20 protein-coding genes and 1 tRNA gene are annotated in these 25,030 nt (G+C 55.0%); 11 read left to right on the top strand and 10 right to left on the bottom strand.

What is annotated here, in order from left to right:
• Positions 1-220 precede the first annotated feature (220 nt).
• Both ACZ51B_RS15520 and ACZ51B_RS15515 read right to left on the bottom strand, forming a co-directional pair.
• Positions 221-2,773: an MGH1-like glycoside hydrolase domain-containing protein gene (locus ACZ51B_RS15520; RefSeq protein ID WP_464294250.1), complete on the bottom strand. Its 2,553-nt coding sequence runs from the start codon at positions 2,771-2,773 to the stop codon at positions 221-223.
• A 457-nt stretch (positions 2,774-3,230) separates the two neighbouring features.
• Positions 3,231-4,265 carry an IS110 family RNA-guided transposase gene (locus ACZ51B_RS15515; RefSeq protein WP_464294249.1) on the bottom strand — a complete coding sequence of 345 codons (1,035 nt, stop codon included), beginning with the start codon at positions 4,263-4,265 and terminating at the stop codon, positions 3,231-3,233.
• Between the two features lie 496 nt (positions 4,266-4,761).
• On the opposite strand from ACZ51B_RS15515, the gene ACZ51B_RS15510 reads away from it, so the two are divergent.
• From ACZ51B_RS15510 to ACZ51B_RS15490, 5 genes are all read left to right on the top strand, one after another.
• Positions 4,762-5,082, top strand: a complete 321-nt coding sequence (locus ACZ51B_RS15510) for a hypothetical protein (RefSeq protein ID WP_464294248.1) — start codon at positions 4,762-4,764, stop codon at positions 5,080-5,082.
• A 503-nt stretch (positions 5,083-5,585) separates the two neighbouring features.
• A complete protein-coding gene (locus tag ACZ51B_RS15505; protein ID WP_464294247.1) occupies positions 5,586-8,483 on the top strand; it encodes a class I SAM-dependent DNA methyltransferase in 2,898 nt (965 codons plus the stop codon).
• A gap of 30 nt (positions 8,484-8,513) precedes the next feature.
• Positions 8,514-9,590 carry a virulence RhuM family protein gene (locus ACZ51B_RS15500; protein WP_464294246.1) on the top strand — a complete coding sequence of 359 codons (1,077 nt, stop codon included), beginning with the start codon at positions 8,514-8,516 and terminating at the stop codon, positions 9,588-9,590.
• A complete protein-coding gene (locus ACZ51B_RS15495) occupies positions 9,587-11,656 on the top strand; it encodes a DEAD/DEAH box helicase (RefSeq protein WP_464294245.1) in 2,070 nt (689 codons plus the stop codon). Before ACZ51B_RS15500 ends, ACZ51B_RS15495 begins: the two co-directional genes overlap by 4 nt.
• Before the next feature lie 3 nt (positions 11,657-11,659).
• On the top strand, positions 11,660-12,829 hold the full coding sequence (locus ACZ51B_RS15490) for a GIY-YIG nuclease family protein (protein WP_464294244.1): 1,170 nt from the start codon (positions 11,660-11,662) through the stop codon (positions 12,827-12,829).
• A 215-nt stretch (positions 12,830-13,044) separates the two neighbouring features.
• Here ACZ51B_RS15490 and ACZ51B_RS15485 read toward each other — a convergent pair whose 3' ends face one another.
• Positions 13,045-13,191 carry a hypothetical protein gene (locus ACZ51B_RS15485; RefSeq protein WP_464294243.1) on the bottom strand — a complete coding sequence of 49 codons (147 nt, stop codon included), beginning with the start codon at positions 13,189-13,191 and terminating at the stop codon, positions 13,045-13,047.
• Positions 13,192-13,222: 31 nt separating this feature from the next.
• Between ACZ51B_RS15485 and ACZ51B_RS15480 the strand changes: the two genes are divergently transcribed.
• From ACZ51B_RS15480 to ACZ51B_RS15460, 5 genes are all read left to right on the top strand, one after another.
• Positions 13,223-13,561 carry a winged helix-turn-helix transcriptional regulator gene (locus ACZ51B_RS15480; protein ID WP_464294242.1) on the top strand — a complete coding sequence of 113 codons (339 nt, stop codon included), beginning with the start codon at positions 13,223-13,225 and terminating at the stop codon, positions 13,559-13,561.
• A 26-nt stretch (positions 13,562-13,587) separates the two neighbouring features.
• Positions 13,588-13,662, top strand: a tRNA-Val gene (locus ACZ51B_RS15475).
• A 102-nt stretch (positions 13,663-13,764) separates the two neighbouring features.
• On the top strand, positions 13,765-14,931 hold the full coding sequence (locus tag ACZ51B_RS15470) for a tyrosine-type recombinase/integrase (protein WP_464294241.1): 1,167 nt from the start codon (positions 13,765-13,767) through the stop codon (positions 14,929-14,931).
• A gap of 105 nt (positions 14,932-15,036) precedes the next feature.
• Entirely contained in the window at positions 15,037-16,167 is a 1,131-nt protein-coding gene (locus ACZ51B_RS15465; RefSeq protein WP_464294240.1) for a hypothetical protein, read from the top strand.
• A 428-nt stretch (positions 16,168-16,595) separates the two neighbouring features.
• Positions 16,596-16,862 carry a hypothetical protein gene (locus tag ACZ51B_RS15460; protein ID WP_464294239.1) on the top strand — a complete coding sequence of 89 codons (267 nt, stop codon included), beginning with the start codon at positions 16,596-16,598 and terminating at the stop codon, positions 16,860-16,862.
• A 33-nt stretch (positions 16,863-16,895) separates the two neighbouring features.
• Here ACZ51B_RS15460 and ACZ51B_RS15455 read toward each other — a convergent pair whose 3' ends face one another.
• Entirely contained in the window at positions 16,896-17,801 is a 906-nt protein-coding gene (locus ACZ51B_RS15455; RefSeq protein WP_464294238.1) for an ArdC family protein, read from the bottom strand.
• 158 nt (positions 17,802-17,959) lie between these two features.
• Between ACZ51B_RS15455 and ACZ51B_RS15450 the strand changes: the two genes are divergently transcribed.
• Positions 17,960-20,455 carry a DEAD/DEAH box helicase family protein gene (locus ACZ51B_RS15450; protein WP_464294237.1) on the top strand — a complete coding sequence of 832 codons (2,496 nt, stop codon included), beginning with the start codon at positions 17,960-17,962 and terminating at the stop codon, positions 20,453-20,455.
• A gap of 173 nt (positions 20,456-20,628) precedes the next feature.
• Here the strand turns inward: ACZ51B_RS15450 and ACZ51B_RS15445 are convergent, their stop codons facing one another.
• From ACZ51B_RS15445 to ACZ51B_RS15420, 6 genes are all read right to left on the bottom strand, one after another.
• Positions 20,629-20,868 carry a type I restriction endonuclease subunit M gene (locus tag ACZ51B_RS15445; protein WP_464294236.1) on the bottom strand — a complete coding sequence of 80 codons (240 nt, stop codon included), beginning with the start codon at positions 20,866-20,868 and terminating at the stop codon, positions 20,629-20,631.
• A 92-nt stretch (positions 20,869-20,960) separates the two neighbouring features.
• Positions 20,961-21,326: a hypothetical protein gene (locus ACZ51B_RS15440; RefSeq protein ID WP_464294235.1), complete on the bottom strand. Its 366-nt coding sequence runs from the start codon at positions 21,324-21,326 to the stop codon at positions 20,961-20,963.
• A gap of 17 nt (positions 21,327-21,343) precedes the next feature.
• Positions 21,344-21,919 (bottom strand): restriction endonuclease, encoded by a 576-nt coding sequence (locus ACZ51B_RS15435; protein WP_464294234.1) that lies wholly within the window; start codon positions 21,917-21,919, stop codon positions 21,344-21,346.
• Positions 21,912-22,340 (bottom strand): helix-turn-helix domain-containing protein, encoded by a 429-nt coding sequence (locus tag ACZ51B_RS15430; protein WP_464294233.1) that lies wholly within the window; start codon positions 22,338-22,340, stop codon positions 21,912-21,914. The genes ACZ51B_RS15435 and ACZ51B_RS15430 overlap by 8 nt, the downstream gene beginning before the upstream one ends.
• A 721-nt stretch (positions 22,341-23,061) precedes the next feature.
• Positions 23,062-24,303, bottom strand: a complete 1,242-nt coding sequence (locus ACZ51B_RS15425; protein WP_464294232.1) for a hypothetical protein — start codon at positions 24,301-24,303, stop codon at positions 23,062-23,064.
• Positions 24,304-24,368: 65 nt separating this feature from the next.
• Positions 24,369-24,950, bottom strand: coding sequence for a hypothetical protein (locus ACZ51B_RS15420; RefSeq protein ID WP_464294231.1), 582 nt, complete (start codon positions 24,948-24,950; stop codon positions 24,369-24,371).
• Positions 24,951-25,030 lie beyond the last annotated feature (80 nt).

Genomic DNA, 25,030 nt, shown 5'->3' with positions numbered 1-25,030 from the left:
CCGTTATATCTACGATACAAGCATGAAACGGGCACAACCAGCCCCATCCAAATTGGAGCTCAACGTCCTCCAAGACGCCCCCAAAAAGACGTCGTAGACCACCACAACTGAGTAAGAGCATAAGACTCCTAGATCTTCTAAGAGTCTCATACTCTTCTTGCAGGTTATTGCGAAAGAGAAAGCGGACTAACAAAAAGGTACTAACGTCTTATTCTGAAATCTATTTGACTTCAGGACCAAAAACGAGCAGCTCAGTCAACCCACTCCTCGCCCGCCCATCATGTAAAAAAGTCACACGTAGCCGAGTGGTCAACACAGGCTTGATCGTAACCTCGTTGGGAATACTCGGAGTCGGAGTCGCTGGTTCCCGAAGCAGCTCAGTCACAGCTTTCCAATCCGATCCATCCCAGTACTGAATGGAGTACTCCTTAGGCAACCGCACAGCACCACTGTCTCCAAACAAACACAGCGAAACACGCCCCACAGTCACTTCCTTGGGAAAATCAAGCTGAACCCAGTCACTCGGGTTGGGCGACTCATAAGCAGTCCAGCGATTTCGCCCGCCATTCATCACGATCTGACCATCATTGATCTCCTCAACTCGGTCATACGGACTCGTGTAAGAGGCACTCGCCTTCGCACTCAGCGCAAGATTCGCCGACACGGTAGGTTGAGAAAGCGGCACCTTCTCATTCCCCCAAGCCTCAAACTCACAAAGCCCCACACTCGAATTCCCCGCAGGAGTAAGAACCGCCCGCAGCTTAGAAACGCGGATAGATGGGAATTGAACCGTGTTCGGCTTATGCCCCTCCGGTTTACCAAAACCAGCCACCTGACCCGGCACCGCCGCCCACTGCTTCCCTGTCCAATACTCAATGTGAATCGACTTGGGAGCACGAACAGCTTGCCCCTCCCCATCATCCAGCACGTACAACTTCACGCTCTGAACGCTGCGCTCCGTTCCAAAATCCAGCTCCACCCACTGCGGCTCCGCAGAAACCCCAGAAACCCACCGATTCACCGGCCGACCCGCGTGATAATACGACACGCCGTCATACAGGTTCCCTGGCGATGTTCCAGCAGTGGAAGAGGAAGCCCGGATGCGCGGATAATACGTGCTGTCATTATTGACCGCCACATTCACCAGCCGAGATGCCGGAACACTCACCGGCACTTTGCCCGGAAGCTTGGCCTCAAGCTTGCCCAGTTGCGGCCGAGACGCCACCTTCTTGCCATCCACCCAAAGCGAAAGCCCCTTCCCTCGTCCATACCGAGTCCCCAATTTGTCCCACAAAACACTCACCTGATGTCCGTGATAAGCCACATCGTCCAGAGCAAAATAAGCCCAACTATCAGGAGCAAGTGGGTTCACTTCAACCACATCATCCGCCCGCGGATGCAACCCAGCAAGCCCCGTGATCAGCAGATCGTTGTAAGACGAGTGGAAGTAGTGCTCGCTCTTATCCACCTCATCAAACGTCCATCGCCCCGTGTCCGGATCACTCGTCTCAGCAATGTAAGGCTGACCATCCTTCACATGACTCCGTGTGTAAACATCAAACACCTTCATGTAATCAGCCTTCGTGATCACCTTCTGCGGATAGTTGTTCAACACATTCGCCATCGCCTGCAAAGTCTGCGCGTTGGCATAAGGCCAGTTGTTCCCACTCCAAACACAGCTCGTCGGCACAATCAGGAACAAAGGATCTCGCTTCTCAGCCGTGTAAAACCCATGCGCCCCAAGAAACACGTTGGGATCCACAATGCCCTTCCAAGCAACCTCGTACCCCTTGTTCTTGTCCGGCAAGTTAAACATCCAAGGCACATACCCAATCAACTGCCGACCATAAGGACTTCCCTTATACTTCCCATCTTCATAAAGAAGGGTGTTCTTGGCAATCTTATAGCCCCCATTCTCCTCGTCATTCGCAAACCGACAAGAAAAGAACTGACGCTTGGGATCCCAAAGCTGCTGCTGAACCTTCTGCTTGAGGTCATCAGCCTTGGCTCTATAAAGCCCCGCCCTGCCCTTGTCCCCCAAGAGCTCCGAGGTCTTCGACATAGCCAAAAGATCCGCATACATATAAGCGTTCAGCGTAGGCCGATAGCTGTCAGCACCAGCAAACCCATCCCGAGTTTGCCGAGACGCAATGTTCGACTCCATCCCATCCCGCATACCCGACCAAGCAAACATCCCCTGATCAGCACGCCAATGCTCCCGCATCCAACCCTCATAGTTCTGCTCCATAGCCGGAAGCATCGACTTCACCCACCCCCGGTCCCCGTGAACCATGTAGGTGTTCCAAATCGCATCACTCAACCAGCAACTGTAACTAAGCGGCTGCGCACCCGGCGTCTTATACCAATACTCCGCGTAGTCCAGCGCCGGCCGCTGCTCCTTCAGCCACCGCAGCTCATAAAGCTGCAACCCAACCGCACAACTAATAGCCCCAAACCGCCCCGACCAACCCGGACGATTAATGAACTCCGTGAACGCGTACCCAGTCTCAGGCGACCCATAAACCCGATGCTTAGTAGTCAACTCCCATCGGTAGTAGTAAATCTTGTCAATCTCAGAATCCGGCGACTCCCAAAACGGAATGTTCTTCTTGTACCAGTCCCAATCCCTGTTATCCCAGAACGTGAACCGATTCAACTGCCGCTGTTTATCCAATATGGACTTCGAGGCCCTTCCACCCCCAGGCTTCAACCCCGACTCAGGTAGAAGCCCATAATTCATCGAAATAATGGCTATAGCTGTAGGTATTAACATATTTCCTCTGCAATCATCTGCGTGAGACTCCGACAGACACCAACGCCCTTTTTGGGCTGATTCAGGTCAAACACCCTCCCCAATCCGGTCAAAACATGAATGAGGTTCAATATCCAACCATCCGATGACTTCACGAAGCGATCACTTCCCTCTCTTAACTTGTAAAGGTGCACGTATAACAATACACACACCCCACAACCCCCACAGAGACGGTTCATCTACCCGTATTAGTTTGATAACTTGCCACCCGACCTAATACAACACCCCCAAAGGAACCTCCCCCAACCTCCAAAAAGCCCATACAAACCAAATTCGCAGCAAAGCGCAACTTCAAAACCAAGAGCTGGAGCTGGGAATGCAGAACCACGACGGGAACGAAACTGACTCTTCCCCATAACGACAACCCCACAAACCACGTCCGGTAGCTCTGAAGGAGCGACCTATATCAGACGCTGTCTTAGCTTGTCAATGGTATGAACTTCCTTTGCTTTCCAAAGAGTGTGGTGTACCGCTGTTTTGTTCCTGAGTAGGTGGGTGGTATTCCTTGCTGGTGCCGCTTCAAGATGCCGTAGCAGAGCATGATGAGCTTGCGGCAGCAAGCCGTAATGGCTGCAAGTTTGGGAAGACCTCTGCTGATGAGTCTTTCGTAGAAAGCTCCAAGCACCGCATTGTGCTTCACTCCCGCAAGAGCAGACATATGCAGGTTGCCTCTTACGCTACTTGGACCTTGTTTTGAGATCTTGGTTCTTCCTTTCCAGGTGCCAGATTCCTTCTTCACTGGGTTCAGTCCAGCTGCGGCGCTTGCTTGTTGAGCGCTCTGGTAGGTCTTGTAGTTCCAGCGCAGATGGCTCAGGATCCGTATGGCAGTCAGCTCTCCAACTCCTGGTTCTGCAACAAGAGCCACCACCATGGCTTGCATGCCTGCATCCGCAGCGATGAGGTCCTCAATATCGGTCAAGACTCTGAACCTCTCTTCTTCTAAAACCTGAACCATGCGCTTGATGGAATCCTTGATAGCCCCGCTAACGGCGTCACTCTCAAGTCTGTTCCTCTCTTGCAAAGCAAGCTTCTCCAGATCGTCTGCACGCCGAAGAAGCATCGTCATCGTGTCGTACACCTCTGGATCTGGATCCCAGAGCTTTGGCTTCATCATCTGAGCGTAGCGAGCAATCGCTCTTGAGTCGGATCGATCCGTCTTGTTTTGAATCCTCGCTCCAATCGCAAAGTGCTGAATGACCCTTGGGTTCTCACAGCTCACGCAAAGACCCGCTTCAGACAAAAAACGGGCAAGACCCAGTCCATACGTTCCTGTCGATTCCATACAGAAATGAATCTGTGAAGCTTCCGCTTTCTCTAAGCACCAGCCAAGAAGCTCTCGAAACCCTTGCACACTGTTCAAGAACTTGCGAGTCGCCATCCTGCCACTAGTACCACTCAAAAACGCGGCGTCCAAACTCTTTTTAGAAACATCAATCCCAACAAACCCTTCCACTTCAGCCCTCTTCCAGATGTATTCTTAGACGGTCGCCGGACCTCTGGCTTGTAAATGCGATGAAGTTCCCTTCGTGGATATCTTCGAGACGCTGTTCGAGGACCCTGGCGACCTATTGACCGAGCGCTCCCTATTATCCGAGGACAACGCCTCAAGCCCAGGTCCGCGCATTGAGCCGGTCAAATAAGTCTCTATCTAAGATACAAGCCCAGGTCGAAGCGAAGCGTAGGCCTGGCAAAGCGCAGCTTTAAAACCAGGGGTGGGGTGCGGCGGATGCAGCACCGGGGCGGGAACCATCACCGTCCCTTCCTCATCAAGACAACCCACCAACTTTAGAGTCAGGTCGCAACAACCACCAAATCAAATCCCCCAGCCCCGAACGGGGCACTCCATCCCAGCGAAGGACAAGCGAACGCGCAGTCCTGAAAACCAACCACCACCAACCCCAAGTGCTAAAGGCACGCTCCCCATCCCCTTCCGAAGCATCCCAAACGGGATGCCAGAAAATAGCGGTGGCGTCGAAGACCCACCGAAAGCCCCCACAAGAATCCGCACCCCGAAAGGGTGCCAGAAGCCTCCAACCATCAACAAAACCCAACCCCTCCGAGAGGCCAAACGGACCGACATACGTAAAAGCCTAACCGTCCCTTCCTCAAAATCCCCCAGCCCCGAACGGGGCGCTCCGTCCAAGCGAAGGACAAGCGAACGCGCAGTCCTGGAAACCAGCCACCATCAAACCCCAAGTGCTGAAAGCACGCTCCCCATCCCCTCCGAAGCATCCCAAACGGCATTCCACCAGCCACAACATTCCCAGTAACTAGTCAAAGCTCTTGTCGGAACCCATACAACCCCCCAAACTCTTGCCTAAAGCGAACACAGCACCACGGCAGGAACGAAACAGTCCCTTCCTCATAAAATGAGAACTCAGAAAGATCCAACCAACCGGCGTAAGAAAGGACAGAAACCACGTCCGAGAGCTCTAAAGGAGCGCCCCATACAAGCCTAGGGCAAAAAAGCGCAGCTTTAAAACCAGGGGTGGGGTGCGGCGGATGCAGCACCGGGGCGGGAACCATCACCGTCCCTTCCTCATCAAGACAACCCACCAACTTTAGAGTCAGGTCGCAACAACCACCAAATCAAATCCCCCAGCCCCGAACGGGGCGCTCCGTCGGAGAGAAGGACGCAGTCCTGGAAACCAGCCTCTCCATCCCGTCCGAAGCATCCCAAACGGGATGCCACCGGCCACAACATTCCCAGTAACTAGTCAAAGCTCTTGCCTGAAGCAAATCAAAACCCCACTCAAAGGTATGCTCAACTCTCATGAACGCGGTCGAGATTGCAGACGCAGTAGCCCAACTCGCCGAAAAACCCTTCGACCCCACCGAGTTCCCCTACGAGTTCCTCGTAGCCTTCGGCAACAAAGAAACAACCATCACCCGACTGCGCAAAGGTGACTCAAACGCATCCGACATCCCAGGCGCCGTCCTCCAAAAAAACAACATCCACCTCGCCACCTGCAACCCAGGAACCGTCGCAGAGACCCTCCGCAAACTCAAACAGAGCCCAAAAACAACCTCAGCCAAAGCAAAGTTCATCCTCGCAACAGACGGCGAAACACTCGAAGCAGAAGAACTCAAATCCGGCGAACCCCTCACCTGCGATTTCACAGCCCTAGCAGACCACTTCGGCTTCTTTCTCCCCCTAGCAGGCATCTCCACCGTCAAGGAGATCAAAGAAAACCCCATCGATGTCCGCGCCACCGGCAGACTCAATAAACTCTACGTAGAGATCCTCAAAACCAACCAAGACTGGCAAACAGAAGAGCGACGAACAGACCTCAACCACTTCTTCGCCCGCCTCATCTTCTGCTTCTTCGCCGAAGACACGAATATCTTTGGTGAGAGTCTGTTTACGTCGACCATCAAGCAGTTCACAGAAGCAGATGGAACCAATGTCGCGTTCGTCTTGGCGGAACTGTTCCGGGCTATGGACCTGAGTACGGAAGCGCGAAACAAGCTTCCCGTCGTATTCTCAGATTCATCGGCATCCACGACCGATCCTCTTTCAGTAGATAGGCATCGAGGATTGCGCTCATGGGCGGGGAAATTCCCTTACGTAAATGGGCACCTCTTCTCCGATGAGCTTGCTATCCCCAAGTTCTCCCGCACCGCGCGTTCCTATCTCCTACGGGCGGGAGAACTGAACTGGAAGCAGATCAACCCGGATATTTTCGGGTCCATGATTCAGGCGGTCGCTGATGACCAGGAGCGAGGCGACCTTGGAATGCACTACACAAGCGTCCCCAATATCCTCAAGGTTCTGAATCCGCTCTTCCTCGACGACTTGCGCGATCAACTGGAGAAGGCAGGCGACCACAAGGCAAGCTTGCTCAAACTCCGCGAGCGCATGTCCAAAATTCGCTTCTTCGATCCCGCTTGTGGTTCGGGCAACTTCCTCGTGATCGCCTACAAGCAAATGCGGGAGATTGAAGCCGAAATCAATCGGCGGCGCGGCGAAAGTGCCCGGCGATCCGCCATCCCAATCGAGAACTTTCGCGGAATCGAGATTCGCGGTTTCGCCGCCGAAATTGCCCGCCTCGCACTCGTGATCGCCGAATACCAATGCGATGTTCTGTACCGAGGAGAGCAACCGGCGCTAATGGACTTTTTGCCGTTGAGCAATGAGAATTGGATTTGGAAAGGCAACGCGCTCAAGGTTTCCTGGCAGGAAGTGTGTCCGCCGTCTGGAACGGGTGTAAAGGTGACCGCAGACAACCTATTCCAAGACCCGCTAGAACAGACTGAGATGGATTTTGCCAACGCGGGCGGCGAAATCTTCGTCTGCGGTAACCCGCCATATAGAGGCAGTCAGTGGCAGACCCCAGACCAGAAGCGAGAGTTGGCTGGTGTATTTGCCACTTTAGACCTCAATTCAGGATCGCTCGACTATGTCGCTGGTTGGTTTATAAAGGCGGCACTTTATGCAAAGAGTACAGGCGCTCGAACAGCATTTGTTGCGACCAATTCGATCTGCCAGGGCAGACAAGTGGAGGCACTTTGGAAGCCCATGTTCTCCTTGGGGCAACAAATCGCCTTTGCTTACACTTCATTCAAGTGGTCGAACCTTGCTAGCCACAAGGCCGGAGTGACCGTTGTTATAGTGGGGCTAAGTGTTTCGCCTGGTCGATTCCGAAGGCTGTTTTCTACAGAGTCGGATGACCTCGTTCGGTCAAAGGATGTGGAACACATTAACGCCTACCTCGTTGCTGGCGCTGATGTCATAGTTGCGAGCCGCGCAAAGCCACTCTCCCCTTTGCCTGAGATGACCTTCGGAAACATGCCCAACGATGGTGGATTTCTATTCTTGGAGCCTTCTGAAGCGAGAAGAGCAGTCATGGAGGAAGGGGTCAAAGAGGATTGGGTAAGACCCTTCCTCGGTTCGTCCGAGTTGATAAGCGGGAAAGAAAGGCGCTGTCTCTGGATTCCGGACACTGCGTCACGAGAGGCGAACGACATTTTGTACCTACGCCAGCGCTTCGAAAAGGTGAAGGAGGTTAGGCAACAGTCTGATCGGCCAACGACAAAAGAACTATCTGACAAGCCATATCGGTTTGGTGAAGTCCGACAGATAGGAAACGAAACAACGATAGTCGTTCCGCGTGTAAGTTCAGAAGAGCGACATTTTCTTCCGGTCGGAGTTGCAGACTCCAGAACGATCATTGGAGACCGCAATTTTGCCCTTTACGACGCACCGCTTTGGAATCTCGCCCTGATCGCTTCGCGCCTCCACTGGGTTTGGATCGGGACCGTTTGTGTTCGGATGCGAACTGACTTCTCCTACTCCAATACCCTCGGTTGGAACACCTTCCCAGTTCCTCCGCTTACTTCTCACCAGAAAGAAGAGTTAACGAAGTGCGCGGAAGACATCTTGCTCGCCCGCGAAGCCCACTTCCCGGCCACGATCGCCGACTTGTACGACCCGGAGAACATGCCCGACGACCTCCGCCGAGCCCATGATCGCAATGACGAGACGCTGGAGCGCATCTACATCGGCCGACGCTTCCGCAACGACACCGAGCGGCTAGAAAAGCTGTTCGAGATGTACACGGCAATGAAGGTGAAAGAGAGCCCATCCGCGCCGCCCAAGCGACGCGGCAAAAAGGCAGCGGACGCATCAGCGGTACTACTCGACGACTCGGAAAGTAATGGGGTAATGTAGCGATATGTCTACCTGTCCGGAGGCGATTGCATGAGCGAAGCCAAGTTCATTCTCTACAATGAGGGAACAAGCGGGCCGAGACTCCTGGTTCGCTTGGAGGATGAGACAGTCTGGCTCAGCCAAGCTCAATTAGTAGAGCTGTTTCAATCCACAAAGCAGAACATATCTCTGCATATTTCCAATATCTTCGATGAAGGTGAACTCTCTTCCGAGGGAACTGTCAAGGAATACTTGACAGTTCAGCAGGAAGGAGCGCGGCAGGTTCAGCGGAAGATAGTCCACTACAACCTCGACGTGATCATCTCGGTCGGGTACCGAGTGAAATCCCACGTCGGCACGCAGTTTCGCATCTGGGCGACCCAGCGGCTTCGCGAGTTCCTGATCAAAGGATTCGTCCTAGACGATCAACGGCTGAAGGAGCAATCCACCGTCGCCGACTACTTCGACGAGCTTTTGGAGCGCATTCGCGACATCCGAAGCTCCGAAAAGCTCCTATACAAGCGCGTCCGCGAAATTTGCGCGCTGAGCATCGACTACGATCCCAAGCTAGAACCCGAGACGCGATTTTTCGCAATCACCCAAAACAAGTTTCACTACGCGGTGACCGGAATGACAGCCGCCGAGATTGTGCGAAAAAGAGCGGATGCCTCGTTACCGAACATGGGCGCCCAAACTTGGAGCGGCGAAGTCTTGCGCAAAAAGGACGTCGCCACCGCCAAGAATTACCTGCAACACGACGAGATCGACACCCTGAACCGTCTCGTCGCCCAGTTCCTGGAGTTTGCCGAACTGCAAGCAAAACGCCAGCGTGAAGTCCGCATGGCCGATTGGCTCGGCAAACTCGACGAGATCCTTAAGTTGAACGGCTTTGAGATCCTAACGGACGCGGGACGCATCTCCGCCCGAGTGTCGGAAGAGCATGCCCACGAGCAATACGAACGGTTTGAGGCGAGAAGGAGAGCGGAAAAAGCCAAGGAACTCGAAGCGCAGCCGGACGGCATTGCGGAGCTTGGTGAGCAAACAAAACGGCTGGAGGCTCGCCGCAAGACGCCCCTGCCGAGAAAGCCGGAGAAGTCAGGAAAGCCGGCCAAGGACACATCGGAATGAGTAATCCAACCAACGAACGGACCATCCCTTCGGTCTCGATCACGACCGCTCGAACGGGAGCTTCTACTAAAGCCAATGAGCTAGGCATGCGTCCGATGCAAGAGCGTGTGTACGCTCGCCGAGGCGAGCAGTACCTCCTGATCAAGTCTCCACCCGCCTCAGGCAAGTCCCGTGCCCTCATGTTCATCGCCCTCCATAAACTGGAGGAGCAAAAACTAAAACAGGCCATCATCGTCGTCCCCGAACGTTCCATCGGCGCCAGCTTCGCAAACGAGCCGCTCACCAAATACGGTTTCTGGGCCGACTGGACCGTCGCCCCACAGTGGAACCTCTGCAACGCACCAGGAATCGACGAACCGAGGGTGGCCCGATCCAAGGTAAAGGCGGTCGGAGAGTTTCTCGCAAGCGACGACAAGATCCTGGTCACAACCCACGCAACCTTCCGTTTTGCGGTGGAAGAACTCGGTGTCGAAGCCTTCGATCAACGCCTCATCGCCATCGACGAGTTCCACCACGTCAGCGCCCATCCCGACAACAAACTAGGGGAACAACTTCGGGCATTCATCGAGCGAGACCAAACACACATCGTCGCCATGACCGGCTCCTACTTCCGGGGCGATGCAGAAGCCGTTCTCAACCCTGCCGACGAAGCTCGCTTTGAAACCGTCACCTACACTTACTACGAACAGCTAAACGGTTACGAGTATCTGAAGGCGCTCGACATCGGTTACTACTTCTACCAGGGTTCATACGTCGACGCCTTGGCCAAGGTGCTCGATCCAAGGCTCAAAACCATCGTTCACATCCCGAACGTCAACGCGCGAGAGAGCACCAAAGACAAGTATAAGGAAGTCGAGAACGTGTTAGGACCCCTCGGAACCTGGAAAGGAGTCGATGAACTCACTGGCTTCCATCTCTATGATTCTCCCGTTGCTGGTCGCGTTCTACGGGTAGCCGATCTCGTGGAAGACGATCCGATAAAGCGCACCAAAGTGCTGAACTCGCTCCGAGATCAGAAACACAAGAACGACCGTGACTGGGTGGACATCATCATCGCGCTCGGCATGGCAAAAGAAGGATTCGACTGGATCTGGTGCGAGCACGCCCTAACCGTCGGCTACCGCAGCAGCCTCACCGAAGTGATCCAGATCATCGGCCGGGCGACGCGCGACGCTCCGGGCAAGGAACGAGCGAGGTTTACCAACTTCATCGCACGGCCGGCTGCCTCAGACGAAGCCGTTACATCCGCCATCAACGACACGCTAAAGGCAATCGCGGCCAGCCTCCTCATGGAACAGGTCCTAGCACCACGCTTCGACTTCACACCAAAGGACAACGGCCCCAAGCCTGGTTTCGACTACGGCGAGGGGGGGTACGTCCCAGGCAAATCCAATGTCGGAGTCAACGAAGAGACCGGCAAGGTGCACATCGAGATCGGCGGACTGAACCAACCCCGAAGCCCAGAAGCAACCCGCATCTGCCAAGAGGACCTAAACGAGGTAATCACCGCCTTCATCCAGGACAAAGCCGCGCTGGAGAGAGGACTTTTCGACACTGAGAACACCCTCCCCGAGGAACTCACCCAAGTGCGTATGGGCAAAATCGTGCGCGACCGCTATCCAGAACTCAGCGAAGCCGACCAAGAAGCGGTTCGCCAACATGCAGTAGCCGTCATGGTCCTCACCCAAAGGGCCAAAGAGATCGGTACCGCTGGCGGAGGCGACAAAGCAAACCTCTCGCTGATTCAAGGCGTCCGTAAGCTCGCTCTGGAAGTAAAAGAACTCGATATCGACCTCATCGACAGGATCAATCCATTCGAAGCCGCCTACGCAATCATCGGCAAAGCCATGGACGAAGCCAGTCTCCGCCAAATCCAGGCCGCCATCTCCGCCAAACGGGTAACCATCCCACCGGACGAAGCAAAAGATCTGGCAGTGCGAGCGGTACAGTTCAAGAAACAGCGCGGACGCATCCCCGACATCAACTCGCAAGATGCCTGGGAAAGAAGACTTGCCGAAGGCGCAGCCGCTTTCATGCGATACAAGTCCGACGGACGGTACGCGTAACCCATGAGCGAACACGATTTAGACGAACTAGCAGGCGAACTGAGCGAATTCGCGGTCCCAACCAAGGCGGTCGGACGATCCGCAAGAGAAGAGCGCATCCTAGCGGGTTTTGAAGACATCCAGCGTTTCGTAGACCAACACGGTCGAGCCCCCCAACACGGCGAGGACCGCGATATCTTCGAACGTCTATACGCGGTTCGGTTAGACCGCATACGCGCCTTGCCCGAAGCAAAAACACTCCTGCTTTCAATAGACCGGCAAGGACTTCTAGACGAATCGAAGTTCGGTCCAGCCTCAACCGAGGACATGTCACTCGACGACCTAGCAGCAGAACTAAACGATCTCCCCCAAGAAGGTGACGTCCGTGTTCTAAAGCATGTACGCCCCTACGAAGAGCGTCGCGCAGCCGAAGAAATTGCAACCCGCACCCCATGCCAGGACTTCGACCGCTTCGCCCCAATCTTCACCCAGATCGAGAGCGACCTGGCGTCCGGCTTTAGAGAAGGCCGTCGCTTCCGAAGCGGCGGAATCTACAATGTCGGCGACGCTTTCATCTTAGGGGGACAGATCGCATACATCGCAGAAAAGGGCCCAGAATTCACCGGAACCAACGGCCAGACAGACGCTCGACTGCGAGTCATCTACTCGAACAAGACAGAAAACAACCTCCTGATGCACTCGCTCCAAAGAGCACTCCAAAAAGACGAAACCGGGCGCCGCATCGTCGAAGTTAAAAGCCTCTTCAGCGGAGAATGGGAGGAAGACGACATCTCCAGCGGAACCATCTACGTCCTCCGAAGCCTATCCGATCACCCATTCGTTGCCGAGCACCGAGAACTCATCCACAAGATTGGAGTAACGGGCGGAAAAGTAGAAACCCGCATCACCGACGCCAAGAACGATCCCACCTACCTACTGGCCGATGTAGAGATCGTAGCGACCTACAAACTGGCCGACCTCAACCGCACAAAACTAGAGAACCTGTTTCACAGGATCTTTGCGTCAGTGCAACTAGACCTAACGATCCACGACCGCTTCGGCCATCCCGTACGTCCAAGAGAATGGTTCGTCATCCCGCTCTCAGCCATCGACGAAGCAGTCCAGCGAATCAGAGATGGCTCCATCACAAGAGTCGTCTACGATCCCTCCAAAGCCCAATTGGTAGAACTGTAACGCCGACGATCAATCGTCTGAGGCACCTCAAAACCAAAACACCCGAAAACGCACCCAAAAACCCGAAAAACGCCCAAAAACACCCCAAAAATGGGTAAATTTTAGTACTATTTTTCTCCCCAAAACCCTCACACCTTCCCCAAACTTCCCCGCCTCCAACCCACCAAACCTGCCCCAAAAACCACCCATATCAGGTTCAAAACCAGCCCAAGGCCCTACCCCAGCGCCACCTGTTCCGTATCATCACGCACAAGGCCCAAAACCACAAACGCCTTAACAATCGAAATTTCAAAAAATATTTTCAAAAAATCCAGAAAATCAATGTGCAAATGTTTGTTAGTTTCACCAGTAAGGTAGTCCACAAAATGATCTATAGTATGGTTATGATACTTGGTGATCCACGTGTGTGAGAGCAGCTGTTCCGCCACCGGCCTGTTCCGAATCCTCAGCGGCAAATGGATGCTCCCAGTGCTGTTCCAACTCCACACAGCCAACCGCCCCATCCGCTTCGGCGAACTCCAACGCGCCGTAGGAGAAGTCACCCAAGCCGAACTAACCCGCACCCTACGCCAGTTCGAATCCCTAGGCCTAGTCCAAAGAACCGTCTACGCCGAAGTCCCCCCACGCGTAGAATACGCCTGCACAGACCTAGGCAACTCCCTAAAAACCCCCCTGGGCTCCCTAGCAACCTGGCTAAAAGAACACCAACAAGAGCTACAGCACCAACCCTAAATTTCTGGTAGCATAAACATTCATGTGGGCAGTTAGCTCAGTGGTAGAGCACTTCGTTCACACCGAAGGGGTCACAGGTTCAAATCCTGTACCGCCCACCACCGATTTGAACCTAAAATCGGCTTCAGAATTCGATTAACGCCCACGTTAATCGCCCAGGTCTCTCAATTGGTCTCTCAAATAGCCTGCGTAAACTCGTTTTTGTGGCCCAAAGAGCGGACAACAAGGACGGTTCCTGCAGAGAAATCCTAAACGGAAAACTCGCCGGAAAGTGGCGTGTCCAGTTCACCTCCGAGGACGAGTTTGGCCGCAAAAGCCGGTTGTCGCGAGTATTCGCCACCAAGACCGAAGGAAAGGACTTCCTGCGTGATCTTCGCAAGGGCTGCAAGATCGAGGCGGCCCAGCGCAAGGACGAGCTCACGCTTGGAGCCTGGTTCGACTGGCTGGTCGAGAACGACTTTCCCGAAAGCCTCGCCGCCAACACCATCGCCGCCAGGGTGGGACGCTTCAACAAGTACGTGCGCAAGGAATGGGGCAAGGTTGCGCTGATGCGGCTGGACGCGCTGGCTATCAAGGCCTTCTACAAGCGCCTGGAATATGAGGGTGTAGGACTGCCGACAATCCTGGAACTCAAGAGGGACCTCGTGCGCCTGTTCAACCTTGCCGCGAGGCCGTACGGCAGGGTGCCCTGGCACTGCGTAAATCCCTTCGCCCTGTCCGTGCCGACCCCGCAGCCACGCGATGCGGTTGCGCTGGACCCGGAAGAAGCCCGCAAGGCGTTGGCGTCCAAGCTCCTCAGCGCGAAGGAACGGGCGATGCTGGCCACCTACCTACTTGCCGGGTTGCGGCTGTCGGAGCAGATGGCGCTTACCAAGGGGCAGATCATGTTCGACAAGGGCCTCATATTCGTGGACCGCTCTGTTAAGTTCAGCCCGAAGCGGGCGCAGGAGATCGGATTGCCGAAGGGCGGCAAGAAGCGGGTGGCGGTGATGTGTCCGGCTCTATCGGTGATATTGCGAGAGGCTACCGACGGCCTTGCCGACGATGACTGCCTCTGGCCTTCCGAGAACGGCAACTTCCCCCGCCTCAAGAGGAACGTGTACAGGACGTGGCAGGCGATCATCGAGAAGTGCGGCCTGCCGGTTGACATGTCTCCCCACGACTGCCGGCTTTCGCATATCAACTGGATCGAGAAGCTGATGCCGGAGGTGTCGCCAACGACGCTGAAAGAGCATGTCGGCCACGCTAGCGGCCGTACAGTGACTGAGATCAACTACACCAGGCCCATATCCGCCGCCCACGCGATCCTGAGCGACGGAATCGAGCGCCTGGCCAACCCGAAGGGCACCAAAAAGCGTAATGCCGCTTAATGCGGCACACGGTGCAGACCCTTCCACATCCCTGTCAAAAAGTAATGTACAATTCCTGCGTTCGGGCAGGACGGCTTCCGGTCCGGGCTTGCTCGGTTGCCTGCGATGATGGACCAGGACGAAATCGACGATACAGACGAAATCGAAATCGACTATCTGGCCGGTACTGAACGGGCGAACCTGACGGCCGTTTTCGCCAAGGCCGTCCGGCTGGCCTTCAAGCAGGTGCACGGCTGCGAACAGGACAAGGGCATTGCGCTTCTGATCGACACAAAGCCGCCCGGCCTTGCCAGAATTTTTCGAAACCCCGAAGCTATCAAGGCGGATACCTTGCGGAAGATCCTCGCCAACTTCTCCTCCTACGAGGTCCGGCGTCGGATAGTGGCGTCATGGGAGGTGGCCGCGTTCGGCGAGGGGCTGGCAAGCTGCGATGAGGAGCGGTGGGAAGGGCCGGTTTTGGAATGGGTGAAGGCGCTCATGGACAGTAGGCAACCCCAGAGGGCCCTGAGGGTCGCCAAGCTGGCCCTCGAAACGGAAGCCGACTATGCCATTCGCGAGGGCCTGTTCTACGCGGCCATACAACTCAGCTTTCGGCTCGACGAGGTCATTGAGCAAGTAACCATTGCTAGGCAGCTGGCGGAATGGGGCGAAACCAGCGGTCAAATTGGTCGGACGGCAATGGGGCTGGCGGTTACCGCCCGAGCTCTGAGGCGTTCAGGGGCCCCAAGGCAGGAGACGATTGCCTTGCGTGACAAGGCCATGGCACTGGTCGGCAAGGTGGTCACGGATGGTCACGAGCAAGGCATGCCACGGTTCGCACTCGACACGATTGAGTCGGAGAACGTGCACGACCTGATCGAGCTCCACGAGTCAAACGGTGGGCAGGAAGAGACCCTTCGAAAGTTGCTGATGCTGGCGAAGATGCGTGTCGAGCGGGCGAGTTCGCCTGGGGGCGAGGAGCGAGCCAGGATTCTTGGCGCTTCGCTGCATCTGGCCCTGGGTGAGCCCTTCAAGGCCGAAGAGCTGCTGGGCAAAGCATTCAAAGCGGGTGAGGGTTCCACGGGGAGAGGAGTTTACGCAGCGATCTTGCGCGGACGGATCTTGGCGGCAAGAGGAGAGAACGAAAGCGCCGCCGATTACTTCAGGGATCTGGCCGAAGCCTGCCTCGTCGAGCGCCAGACCTACCTATACCGGCTCTCGCAGGCGGAGCTCTCGCGGCTCATCGCTGTCACGTAACCCGACCACATGCCCGACCTATGGGGCGACCAGGTGCCCGACCAAGCTTGGTCGGGATTCTTGAACCCGGCCAGGTTCGACCCGATTCTCAACCCTCATGCTTCAGTTCCCTCTCGCTCACTCCTCACTCGAACGTTCGTCGCTCACTCAAAGAAACCCGAAGATTCGGCCCTGGCGGCCGGTGCCTAGACGGGCAAGCGAACCGGTGCTCTTACAGACAATTGCCTGCTTCGAAAAGGTTAGGCCGAGGCGAGGCTAAGGTTAGTCCATGTGAGTTTTCGCTATTTGTTCGGTTAAGTCGTTCACGGTGGCTTCCAGGTCCGAGATGGATCGCCGGCTGAACGGGCTGGCTCCGATTCAAAGATACAGAACCCGCTCGCCAATGGCGGATGAGTTGACGCCAGGCTTGCGTCTGAGAAAGATGGGGCATGGCAACCTGCTACGTCTGCGGGCGCAAGCTCCGCCAAGATGCCCGAAACACGCGCAAGAAGGTGAAGACCGGGGAGCGGCTTAAGGGTCGCAGGGGTTCGCGTGGCTTCTCGGTGACGACCAGCTTCGGGATGCGGACCCTCTGCGAGTGGTGCGGGCGGAAGGCGGACAGCGACCGCCGGAAGGAGGAATTGATCCAGCACGTCGAACTGGGCATCGCGTTGGCTTTCGTTGCAATTGCGCTTCTGGCAAAGCTCCTCAATTAGAAAATCGGCCCTCCCGTTCGGGAGGGCCGGAAATCAGAGCCACTCGGCTCTCTCGCCAAGCACGTAATCCGCGACCTTCTGCGCCTGCCCTGCGGCCATGACAAGCGCCTTGGGATCGTTGCGTAGCACGGACAGCCACGACGCGACGTAAGAGGCGCTGTCGCCTATCAGCGAGTTGTCGAGGCCAAGGGTCGCGCAGACGAACGCGGACCCGAGTTCCGCGACCAACTCCTCCTTGCCGTATTCGCCGGAGCCGAACAACGTCTTCTCCATCACGCCCTTGCGTGCCAGCCTGGCCTCGTGCCCCGTCGCGTGGGCCAGCTCGTGGAAGAGGGTGGCGTAGTAATGGTCGGCCGAGGAAAAGTCCGAAAGCGGCGGGATGCTCACCAGGTCCCGGGAAGGCACGTAGCAGGCGACCGCCCCGCCTTCCCTGATCATCGGGGCTTCGGGCATCTCACGGACTACCAGTTCGGCCCGGGCAATGCGCTCTCGTGGGCCCTCATCCGGGGCGTACGGCTCCGGCACGTCGATACCTTCCGTCTGTTCAAGGTTGAAGACCGTGTAGTGCCTGAGGACCGGCGGCCTGCGGACCGCGCGGCCTTCGGCTATCTCGGACTCATCGGGTTCGTGGAACTTCCAGAACACGACCGTCGTGCCCCTCTCCCCCTTGCGCACGTTTCCGCCCGCGTCAAGCGCCTGCCTGAAGGTAAGCCAGCGGTTGTCCCGGAAAGGCCTCATCGCCAGCAGCAGCACGTTTATGCCCCTGTAGGGCTTCCTCGTGACGAGGCTCATCGAAGGTCCGCAGTTGGAGTTCCAAGGCCTTTTCCACGGGGCTACGCCAGCTTCCAGCGCTTCGGTTACGGACTGCGTCACCGTCTCATATATGTTGATTCTCGCGTTGTCAGTGTCCACCCGCGCATCGTGATCCTCGATGCTCACCCGATCAAGAATTTAGGGATGCTCGAAACAGCTGCTAGACATGCCGTGGAGGGAATTCAGGAGCGATTATCACGACCTGAACGAATTCGAGCTTCTTCCCGAAATCGTGAACCGACACTTAGGTCCTCGAATCCATTCTGTTTTGTGTATTATCTGGTATGTCGCTTGATTTCTCGAAAATAACGTCAACATCCTCATCGGACAAACTAACTAATCCACGAGATATCTTCGCGACGCTTCCACGCAAGCATAAGGATTATTCCTACCTGAGGGACGTGCAGGGGCAAGTCCTTGAGCGCTGGTTCGAACGCCGGAACCAGCGAGAGCTAAGACTCAAGATGAACACTGGTGGCGGAAAAACGATGGTTGGGCTACTCATATTGAAGAGTTGCCTAAACGAGGAAATTGGACCTGCGGCCTATATCGCCCCAACCCCGTACCTTGCGGCTCAAGCGATCGAGGAGGCAGAAAGGCTCGGTTTGAGCTACGAAACCGAACCCAGGGCATCTGGCTTTACGCGGTCAAATTCGATTCTAATCACTTCAATGATCAAGCTCGTGAACGGAAAGTCGCAGTTTGGCGTCGCACCTGCCTCTCCAGAAATCGAAATAGGAAGCCTGGTAATGGACGACGCGCACGCTTGCCTAGGTATCGCCGAGCAGCAGTTTTCGCTCGTCGTAGACAAGACTAATGGAACCGCTTACGCCAGTCTCCTCAGTCTTTTCGAGAGCGCTCTTAATCAGCAGTCATCGAGCCGATTCCTGGAGGTAAAGAGTGAGATGCCGGGACAATTTGCGCTCGTTCCGTTCTGGGCATGGCAGAGCAGCATCGCAGAAGTTGAGAAAATTCTGTTCGAACAAAAAGACGCCGAAAACATGGCCTTTAAGTGGCCGCTCATGCGTGATTCTCTGCGTCTCTGCCGGTGTTTTATAGGAGCAGGACGAGTTGAGATATCCAGCCCGTGCCTTCCGATCGGAGCAATCCCGAGCTTCTCTAACGCGAAGCGCAAGGTCTTTATGAGCGCGACATTCGCCGACGACGGCGTCCTGGTCACGCATTTCGATGCTGACGCAGACGAGATCGCCGAGGCAATTTCGCCCGCCAGCGCGAGTGACCTCGGGGAGCGAATGATATTGGTTCCACAGGAACTCGACACCCGCATAACAGAAACAGACATCAGGGGTTACGTTGTTGAGCAGGCCAAGGCGAGGAACGTGGTTGTAATCGTGCCTTCTGCATACCGAAGCCAATTCTGGGCAAACGTTGCGGCTGTGACGGTACAGTCGGCAAACCTTGAGGCGACCGTTGAGGCTATGAAGAAACGTCACGTCGGTCTAGTCGTTTTCGTAAACCGGTATGACGGAATAGACCTTCCATACGACGCATGCCGCCTGCTGGTTCTCGATGGCCTTCCAGACGTGCGCCGATTCGTCGACAAGTGGGAGGAAGGATGTCTTCACGGTACATCTTTGGCGCTCAAGAAGACCGTGCAGATGATCGAGCAGGGAATGGGGCGAGGGGTTAGGGCGAGCGACGACGCATGCGCTGTAATCCTAATGGGATCATCTTTGGTCGGACAACTTTTCAACAAAAGTGGCCTCGACCTCTTTACCCCTGCCACGAAAGCGCAGTTCGACCTGGGCGAAAAGGTTGGGACCCTCGTAAAAGGAAGCGGGATGGGCGGAGTTGAGAAAGCCTTAGACAGCGTTTTCTCTCGCGAGCCAGGCTGGGTGTCTTTGGCCAAAGAATCGGTCGTGCACGCACAGTACGAAACGTCTGGGGCCGACCTTAGTCTCTCGGTTGCCCGCAGGCGGGCTTTTAACTCTGCCCTACAGGGCGACTACAAGTCCGCCGCGCAATCGCTGCAAGACGCAAGAAACAATTGTCAGGAACCGAGGCTCAGGGGGTGGCTCGGCTACCAGTTGTCCGAACTGGTCAACTTTTCCAACGCGGTCGAGTCGCAGTTGGTATTGAAGTCTGCGGTGGAACAAAATTTGCAGATTGCCATGCGCCCTATGGATGGCATCGCGTATACAAGAATAACGCATGAAGTAAAAGTGCAGGCCGACGCTTGTCTCGCGGAGGTTAAACGGTGCTTCTCGAATGGTAACCAACTGTTAGTCGAATTCAATTCCGTCCTTGAGGATCTCCAGTTTCGGCCGGATTCCTATCAGGGGTTCGAGAAGGCTCTTGCTAGGTTGGCAAAGCTCATTGGTTTCGAATCCCAGGAGCCTGAATCTGAATGGGGTGCTGGCCCGGATGTCCTCTGGGCGCTCGGCTCGCTCAAGTATCTAGTGATCGAGTGCAAAAACGAGGCGACGGCAGACACTGTCACGAAGACATATTGTAATCAGCTAGCAGGTTCGGTCAATTGGTTCGGATCTCAATATGATGCGACGTGCAGCTGCGTTCCCATCTTGGTCCACCCTTCACCCCGGTTCGAATATGCTGCCACCCCGCCCGCCGGAACGAAAGTGGTGTCGTCCTCTTGCTTAGACAGCTTGCGCGAGTCCGTTCGCCAGTTTTCAATAGCGATCGGGCCGATTTTTAATTCGGCCACGGAAAAGGAGATAGGGCAACTTTTGGCCGCTAACAACCTCTTGCCTCAGCAGATTGAAACTCATTTTACCGTCGAGCCGCTTGCGGCGCGGTAAGGGGCTGACCGGAACGGAACTGAGCATAAGCCTTGTTTGATGTCGTCTGGCTGTTTACAACTCGAATTACGATGTGGTCCTCGGGGACCGACACTTTTACCGCAGCTAAATACAACGCTGCTGCTTGCTGTTTGCTGCCTCGAAATGGGACGGGCGATTGCCCGTCCCAGAGGTCAGTAGTCCGAAGGCAACAGGAGCGTGGTGCACGACCTATCGGCTTCCGTTATGATCCAGAAGACGGTGCCGCTGCGGTCGCTGCAGACAGAGAGCAGCCGCAGGCCATCGTTTAGGGCAGACTCATTGCTCAGCCGATCGTCCTCGTCAACGTCGCCCCAGTCACCTTCCGAGTGCCTGATCATGCCCGTCCAGGCGTCTTCCGGGTGGACTTTTTCGTTTGCCGCCCGCGTTATCACCGTGAATCCAAGTTGTATGTATCTCGTTCGCATCGTCTCGGTTCCTCGGCGGGGGAATCAGCTCTCCCGCCGGGGACCGGAGCCGGCGACGATCACAAATCGGCAGGCTTCTCGTACCCTTCAGTTATCGCGCGAACCAGCAAAGCCGCCGCTTTCCGTGGTTTTCGCGCGCTTATCCAGGAAAGCTGGACCTCAATTTCTTCGATGGGATAGTGGGCGAGCAGGTTGCCGGTCTGGGCCTCGCTGACGCCCAGACGCCTGAGTTCCACCGCCGCAGCGGTTGCCCGCTGCAGCGTGGTTACTACCGGCTCGTCGAAGGTTGGGCGCACGAGCTCGCCGTCTCCGTCGATGTCGTCATCGTCTTCCTCGTCGAGCATGTCGTCGTAGTCCTCGTCGGTCGGGAGACTGAGCTTTACGCCTTCTTCCGATCTGAGGCGTGGTATGAGGTCGTTTTCCATGTGGTCGTGTTAGTTGGTTAGTAAATGAGGTCAAGCGGACCTTCAGTGCGCCGGACGTGGGACAAGGCGTGGCTTTCCAGGAAAGTGAACGACTCCTCGAAGACGTCCAGCACCTTCTCGCGGTGGAGGATTCCGTACGACTCGGCGACGCCCATGTTTTTGGCGAGCATTGTGCGCGCGAGTTCCCTTCCGTCCAGGAGTCGGATAGGAGGGCCACCTTCCTGCGCTGCTGCAATGGCCTCACGGGAGAACGTTCCAGGCGTCGCGATGATGCCGTAGTCAGCATTCTTGCGTTCGACTGCTCCCATCAGCTCGTCCACGTTGCGGCGCGCGACGTTCGAGTTGTCCCTGCCAAGTTTCAGGTTTATGAGGACGCGCCTGTCGGGGAAGCCCCTTGGATCCACCGCGCTCATGTCGTAGCCGTCTCCCAGGCTGCCGTTTAGGAACCTGAGCCTTCGCTCAAGTCTCACGCCCTCGATGCCCTCGGAGGCGAGCACCCGGGCGACGAGGAACGCGAACGCCGGGAAGCTTAGTCTCGAAATCCGTAGCCGCAGGCGCTCGGGCAGGTCGTTGGGATAGGCGTGGCTAATCATCTGCGCCTCCTTTCGCCTGGATCCGGCGTTGTGGGATGGCCGTCTGGATGAGCGAGTAGCCGCTGCCGAACTCGGCAGCGAGGCTTCCGTCCGGGTTGAGCATCTTGCGGAGGTCGCAGCCCCTGCACCCGCAGATCTCGCAGGCGGTCCGGGGGAAGTGGGGGTCGAGCCTGATCAGTTCTTCGAGCGCGATGGCGGCCCCTAGCGCCCGCTCAAGCGCCTGCTTCACCTTGATTACGGTGCTTACGGCAGGGGCGTTTGCCGCGCGCAGGAAGCGGCTGAGGGCGGCCTTGCTTACTCCCGAATCCTCCGAAAGCCGGGAAACGGTGCGAACATAGTAGCGCGGCAGGTGCAGCGCGATGGCGCAGAACTGCGTGAAGTGGGTCTCCGGCGACGGGGCGTTGGGCTGGTGGTGTTTCATGCCACCAGCATCAGGCTGGACGCGAAAGCCCACGACAAATGATCGATTCGGGCAACGCTTCGCATATACGAAGCAAGGGTAACGGATCGACGATTAAATTCAGATTAAGTGTTTTTTCAAGCCACCAACCGCTAAATTGAACCTTGAAAAAATATTTTAGCCAAGTTATACGAACAATTTAACAAACCTTGTGCCTGCCTCTGCATGGCTCAGTCACAAAATACTCGTTGGCTAAATGACCAGGCTAACCAAAGTCGATTACTGGCAAATAGCCCGGTTTTCGATACATACCGGATTGGTGCAATCAAGTGATGTTATGCTAATCAAGAGGTCGCTGCTTCTATTTTATGTCTCGCCCGGAAACCGTGGTTAGAAATGGTTCGTCTATTCGTGGGACCGATTAATAGACACAAAACGCAACCATCGAAATAAAAGAAGTGCTAAGGCATGAAAAAGAAAGTTCCGACCATAAAAGGGATGAGATCGCCGAAGAATTTGCTTGACGTGCTCTCAATAAAGTACTACGCTACTTATGCTCGGAACCTAGAGGTGTATCTTATGCATAGCGAAACCCGGATTAGGTTTTTTATTCTGGTTTTCTATTTAGTTCTACTGGGGGCAGGGATGATCACAAGGTCTTTCGTGAATGCCCATTTCCCCTAGAGTGATTGCGGTGACACCAGCGGTATTTTGAAGGCCTCTGCTACCAGTGGAGGTCCTTTTATTTTTTGGGGGACTTGTCCTTAAGGATGCTTTCAAACCACGCCGCCACGATTCGCTCAATGGGACCGAAGCTTCCAAGGAATGCAGCAATTCCTGAACCGACAACGAGAACATTTCGGTTCATTAATAGAGCCCCAATTAATACGAAGAGGGCCATCGGCCCTTCAACAAGGTCAAGAGGCGGTCGGACCCACTTTGAAAGCGGTGTAATGTCACGTCTTACGGCCTCCCAACCCAGAAAACCTGCCGCTAAGGTCAAACCACTTACGACACTAACCTCGAATTGTGAAGCGTATTGATAAATCAATACATTGAGTACGAACAACCCCACTGCTGTGGGGGCTGCAACAATGGAAATTAGTCGAGTTAAGGTTCGGTAGCTCTCTTCGTCCTGAGGTTCAGATGCGGAGGCTGCTGCTGGGGTCCGCGCCGTTTGCTTGGCAGCTGCCCAATTTGATGGCTTACAGCGCTCAAGTAGATTTCTTGTAATGGATGGAACGGATCGACCTACCTCGGTAAAGCTAATTCCATAGGCAAAAATAAGCCCGACCCCGGCGAGCTTCATTAGGTCAGAATAAGTCCGGTTTATATGCATCCCCCCTGACTCGAAAAAAGATGACAGCGTGTACGTTGCAACTACCATCGCCAGCAAGTGGGGGAAGCCTTGAGAAAGATTGGACAAGAACCGCTGCAGATTTGAAACATCATCCGACTTCCTGGCACTTCCTCGAAACTCATCGCCTAAATAAACATCCTGCTTTATCATTCCAGCGAAGGTAGATGCACAAGCAATCGCTATTGCTGCAAGTAGGACAATGCCGAGCGCAATATAAGCAAGGTTTTTCCACAAGTCTAGTTCTCCCGAAAGACCCATTCGGGGAAGGAACGTAACAGCTCCCATCAGGTAGATTGCCACAAGAAGGGTCGTGGAAAACAGAATGATAATCTGGGCAACAAGAAAATCTATAGTGGTAAGAAGCAATCTAGTTCCACCGCCAATCCATAAACTGGCACTTCCTTGAATAGCAGTAAGTCCTGTGCAAAAAACAAATCCAATCGCGTATGCCTTGGTCATGCCTTGCATGTTGATGTTTCGCGATAGCTGAGCGAGGATGATACACGGCACAGCCGTCGTTCCGATGATAACAAGCCGATGCAAAGTTACTCTGATTGGAAACAGATACTTAATAGGCACTGGATAGAAGAGACTTTGCTCGCCGTTGACAGCGTAAGAGCGCATAACGGCCCTGTAGACTACAATAGACCAACATATCGCAAGGATAAGGCAAGCTGGAAGCCAATTCATCATTTCGAGAACACGTCCCAAAAAAGATATGTACCCAATACAATCCATGAACCAATTGCTGCCAAGAATAGAGTTTCAGAGTGGTCTATCAATGTTTGTCGCCCCTTCCTCTTAAGGATTTCGGACACCGCGTCTCTTAGATCATTTCTTCTGCCACGGACCTCAGCATCGCTTACTCGGGCTGGTATTGACTTGTGAAGTGCATACGATTCGAATAGTTGCCGTCTTGCCTCCTTAACGTGTTCACAATCCAGAACTTCCCTAACGGCTTTCATATGTCCATCTTGCATGCACAAATTTGAACAGACCCAAAAAGCTGCATAGGTGATGATGCACAGGACAAGGAGAATGGCCACGTCGGAACCCTTCTTTCCTTTGGCCATAGCTTCTACAATGCCTGCGATGAATGAGGCAAATAAAACAATCTGCGCGGAATTTCCCCAGTGAGTCCACCGCTCTGTGGAAATTCCCAAGTCGTACTCACCAAACTCTGTGTCAGCCCGCGTCCAAGGTCTATCAAATAGAACATCCATGAGAACACCAAGTAGCGTCGCCAGGAACGCAAATAGGTACGCGGACATTCCAAAATTGTTACTAACCTCAACAAGCACAAAATCGATATTAAGCTCAGCGGAGCTCTTTTGTCAATTGATCGCAATAC

This window comes from Fimbriimonas sp. LA-C6, from assembly GCF_055398105.1.
Note: the sequence above shows the minus strand (reverse complement) of the source record. Positions and strands in the feature narration are given on the sequence as shown.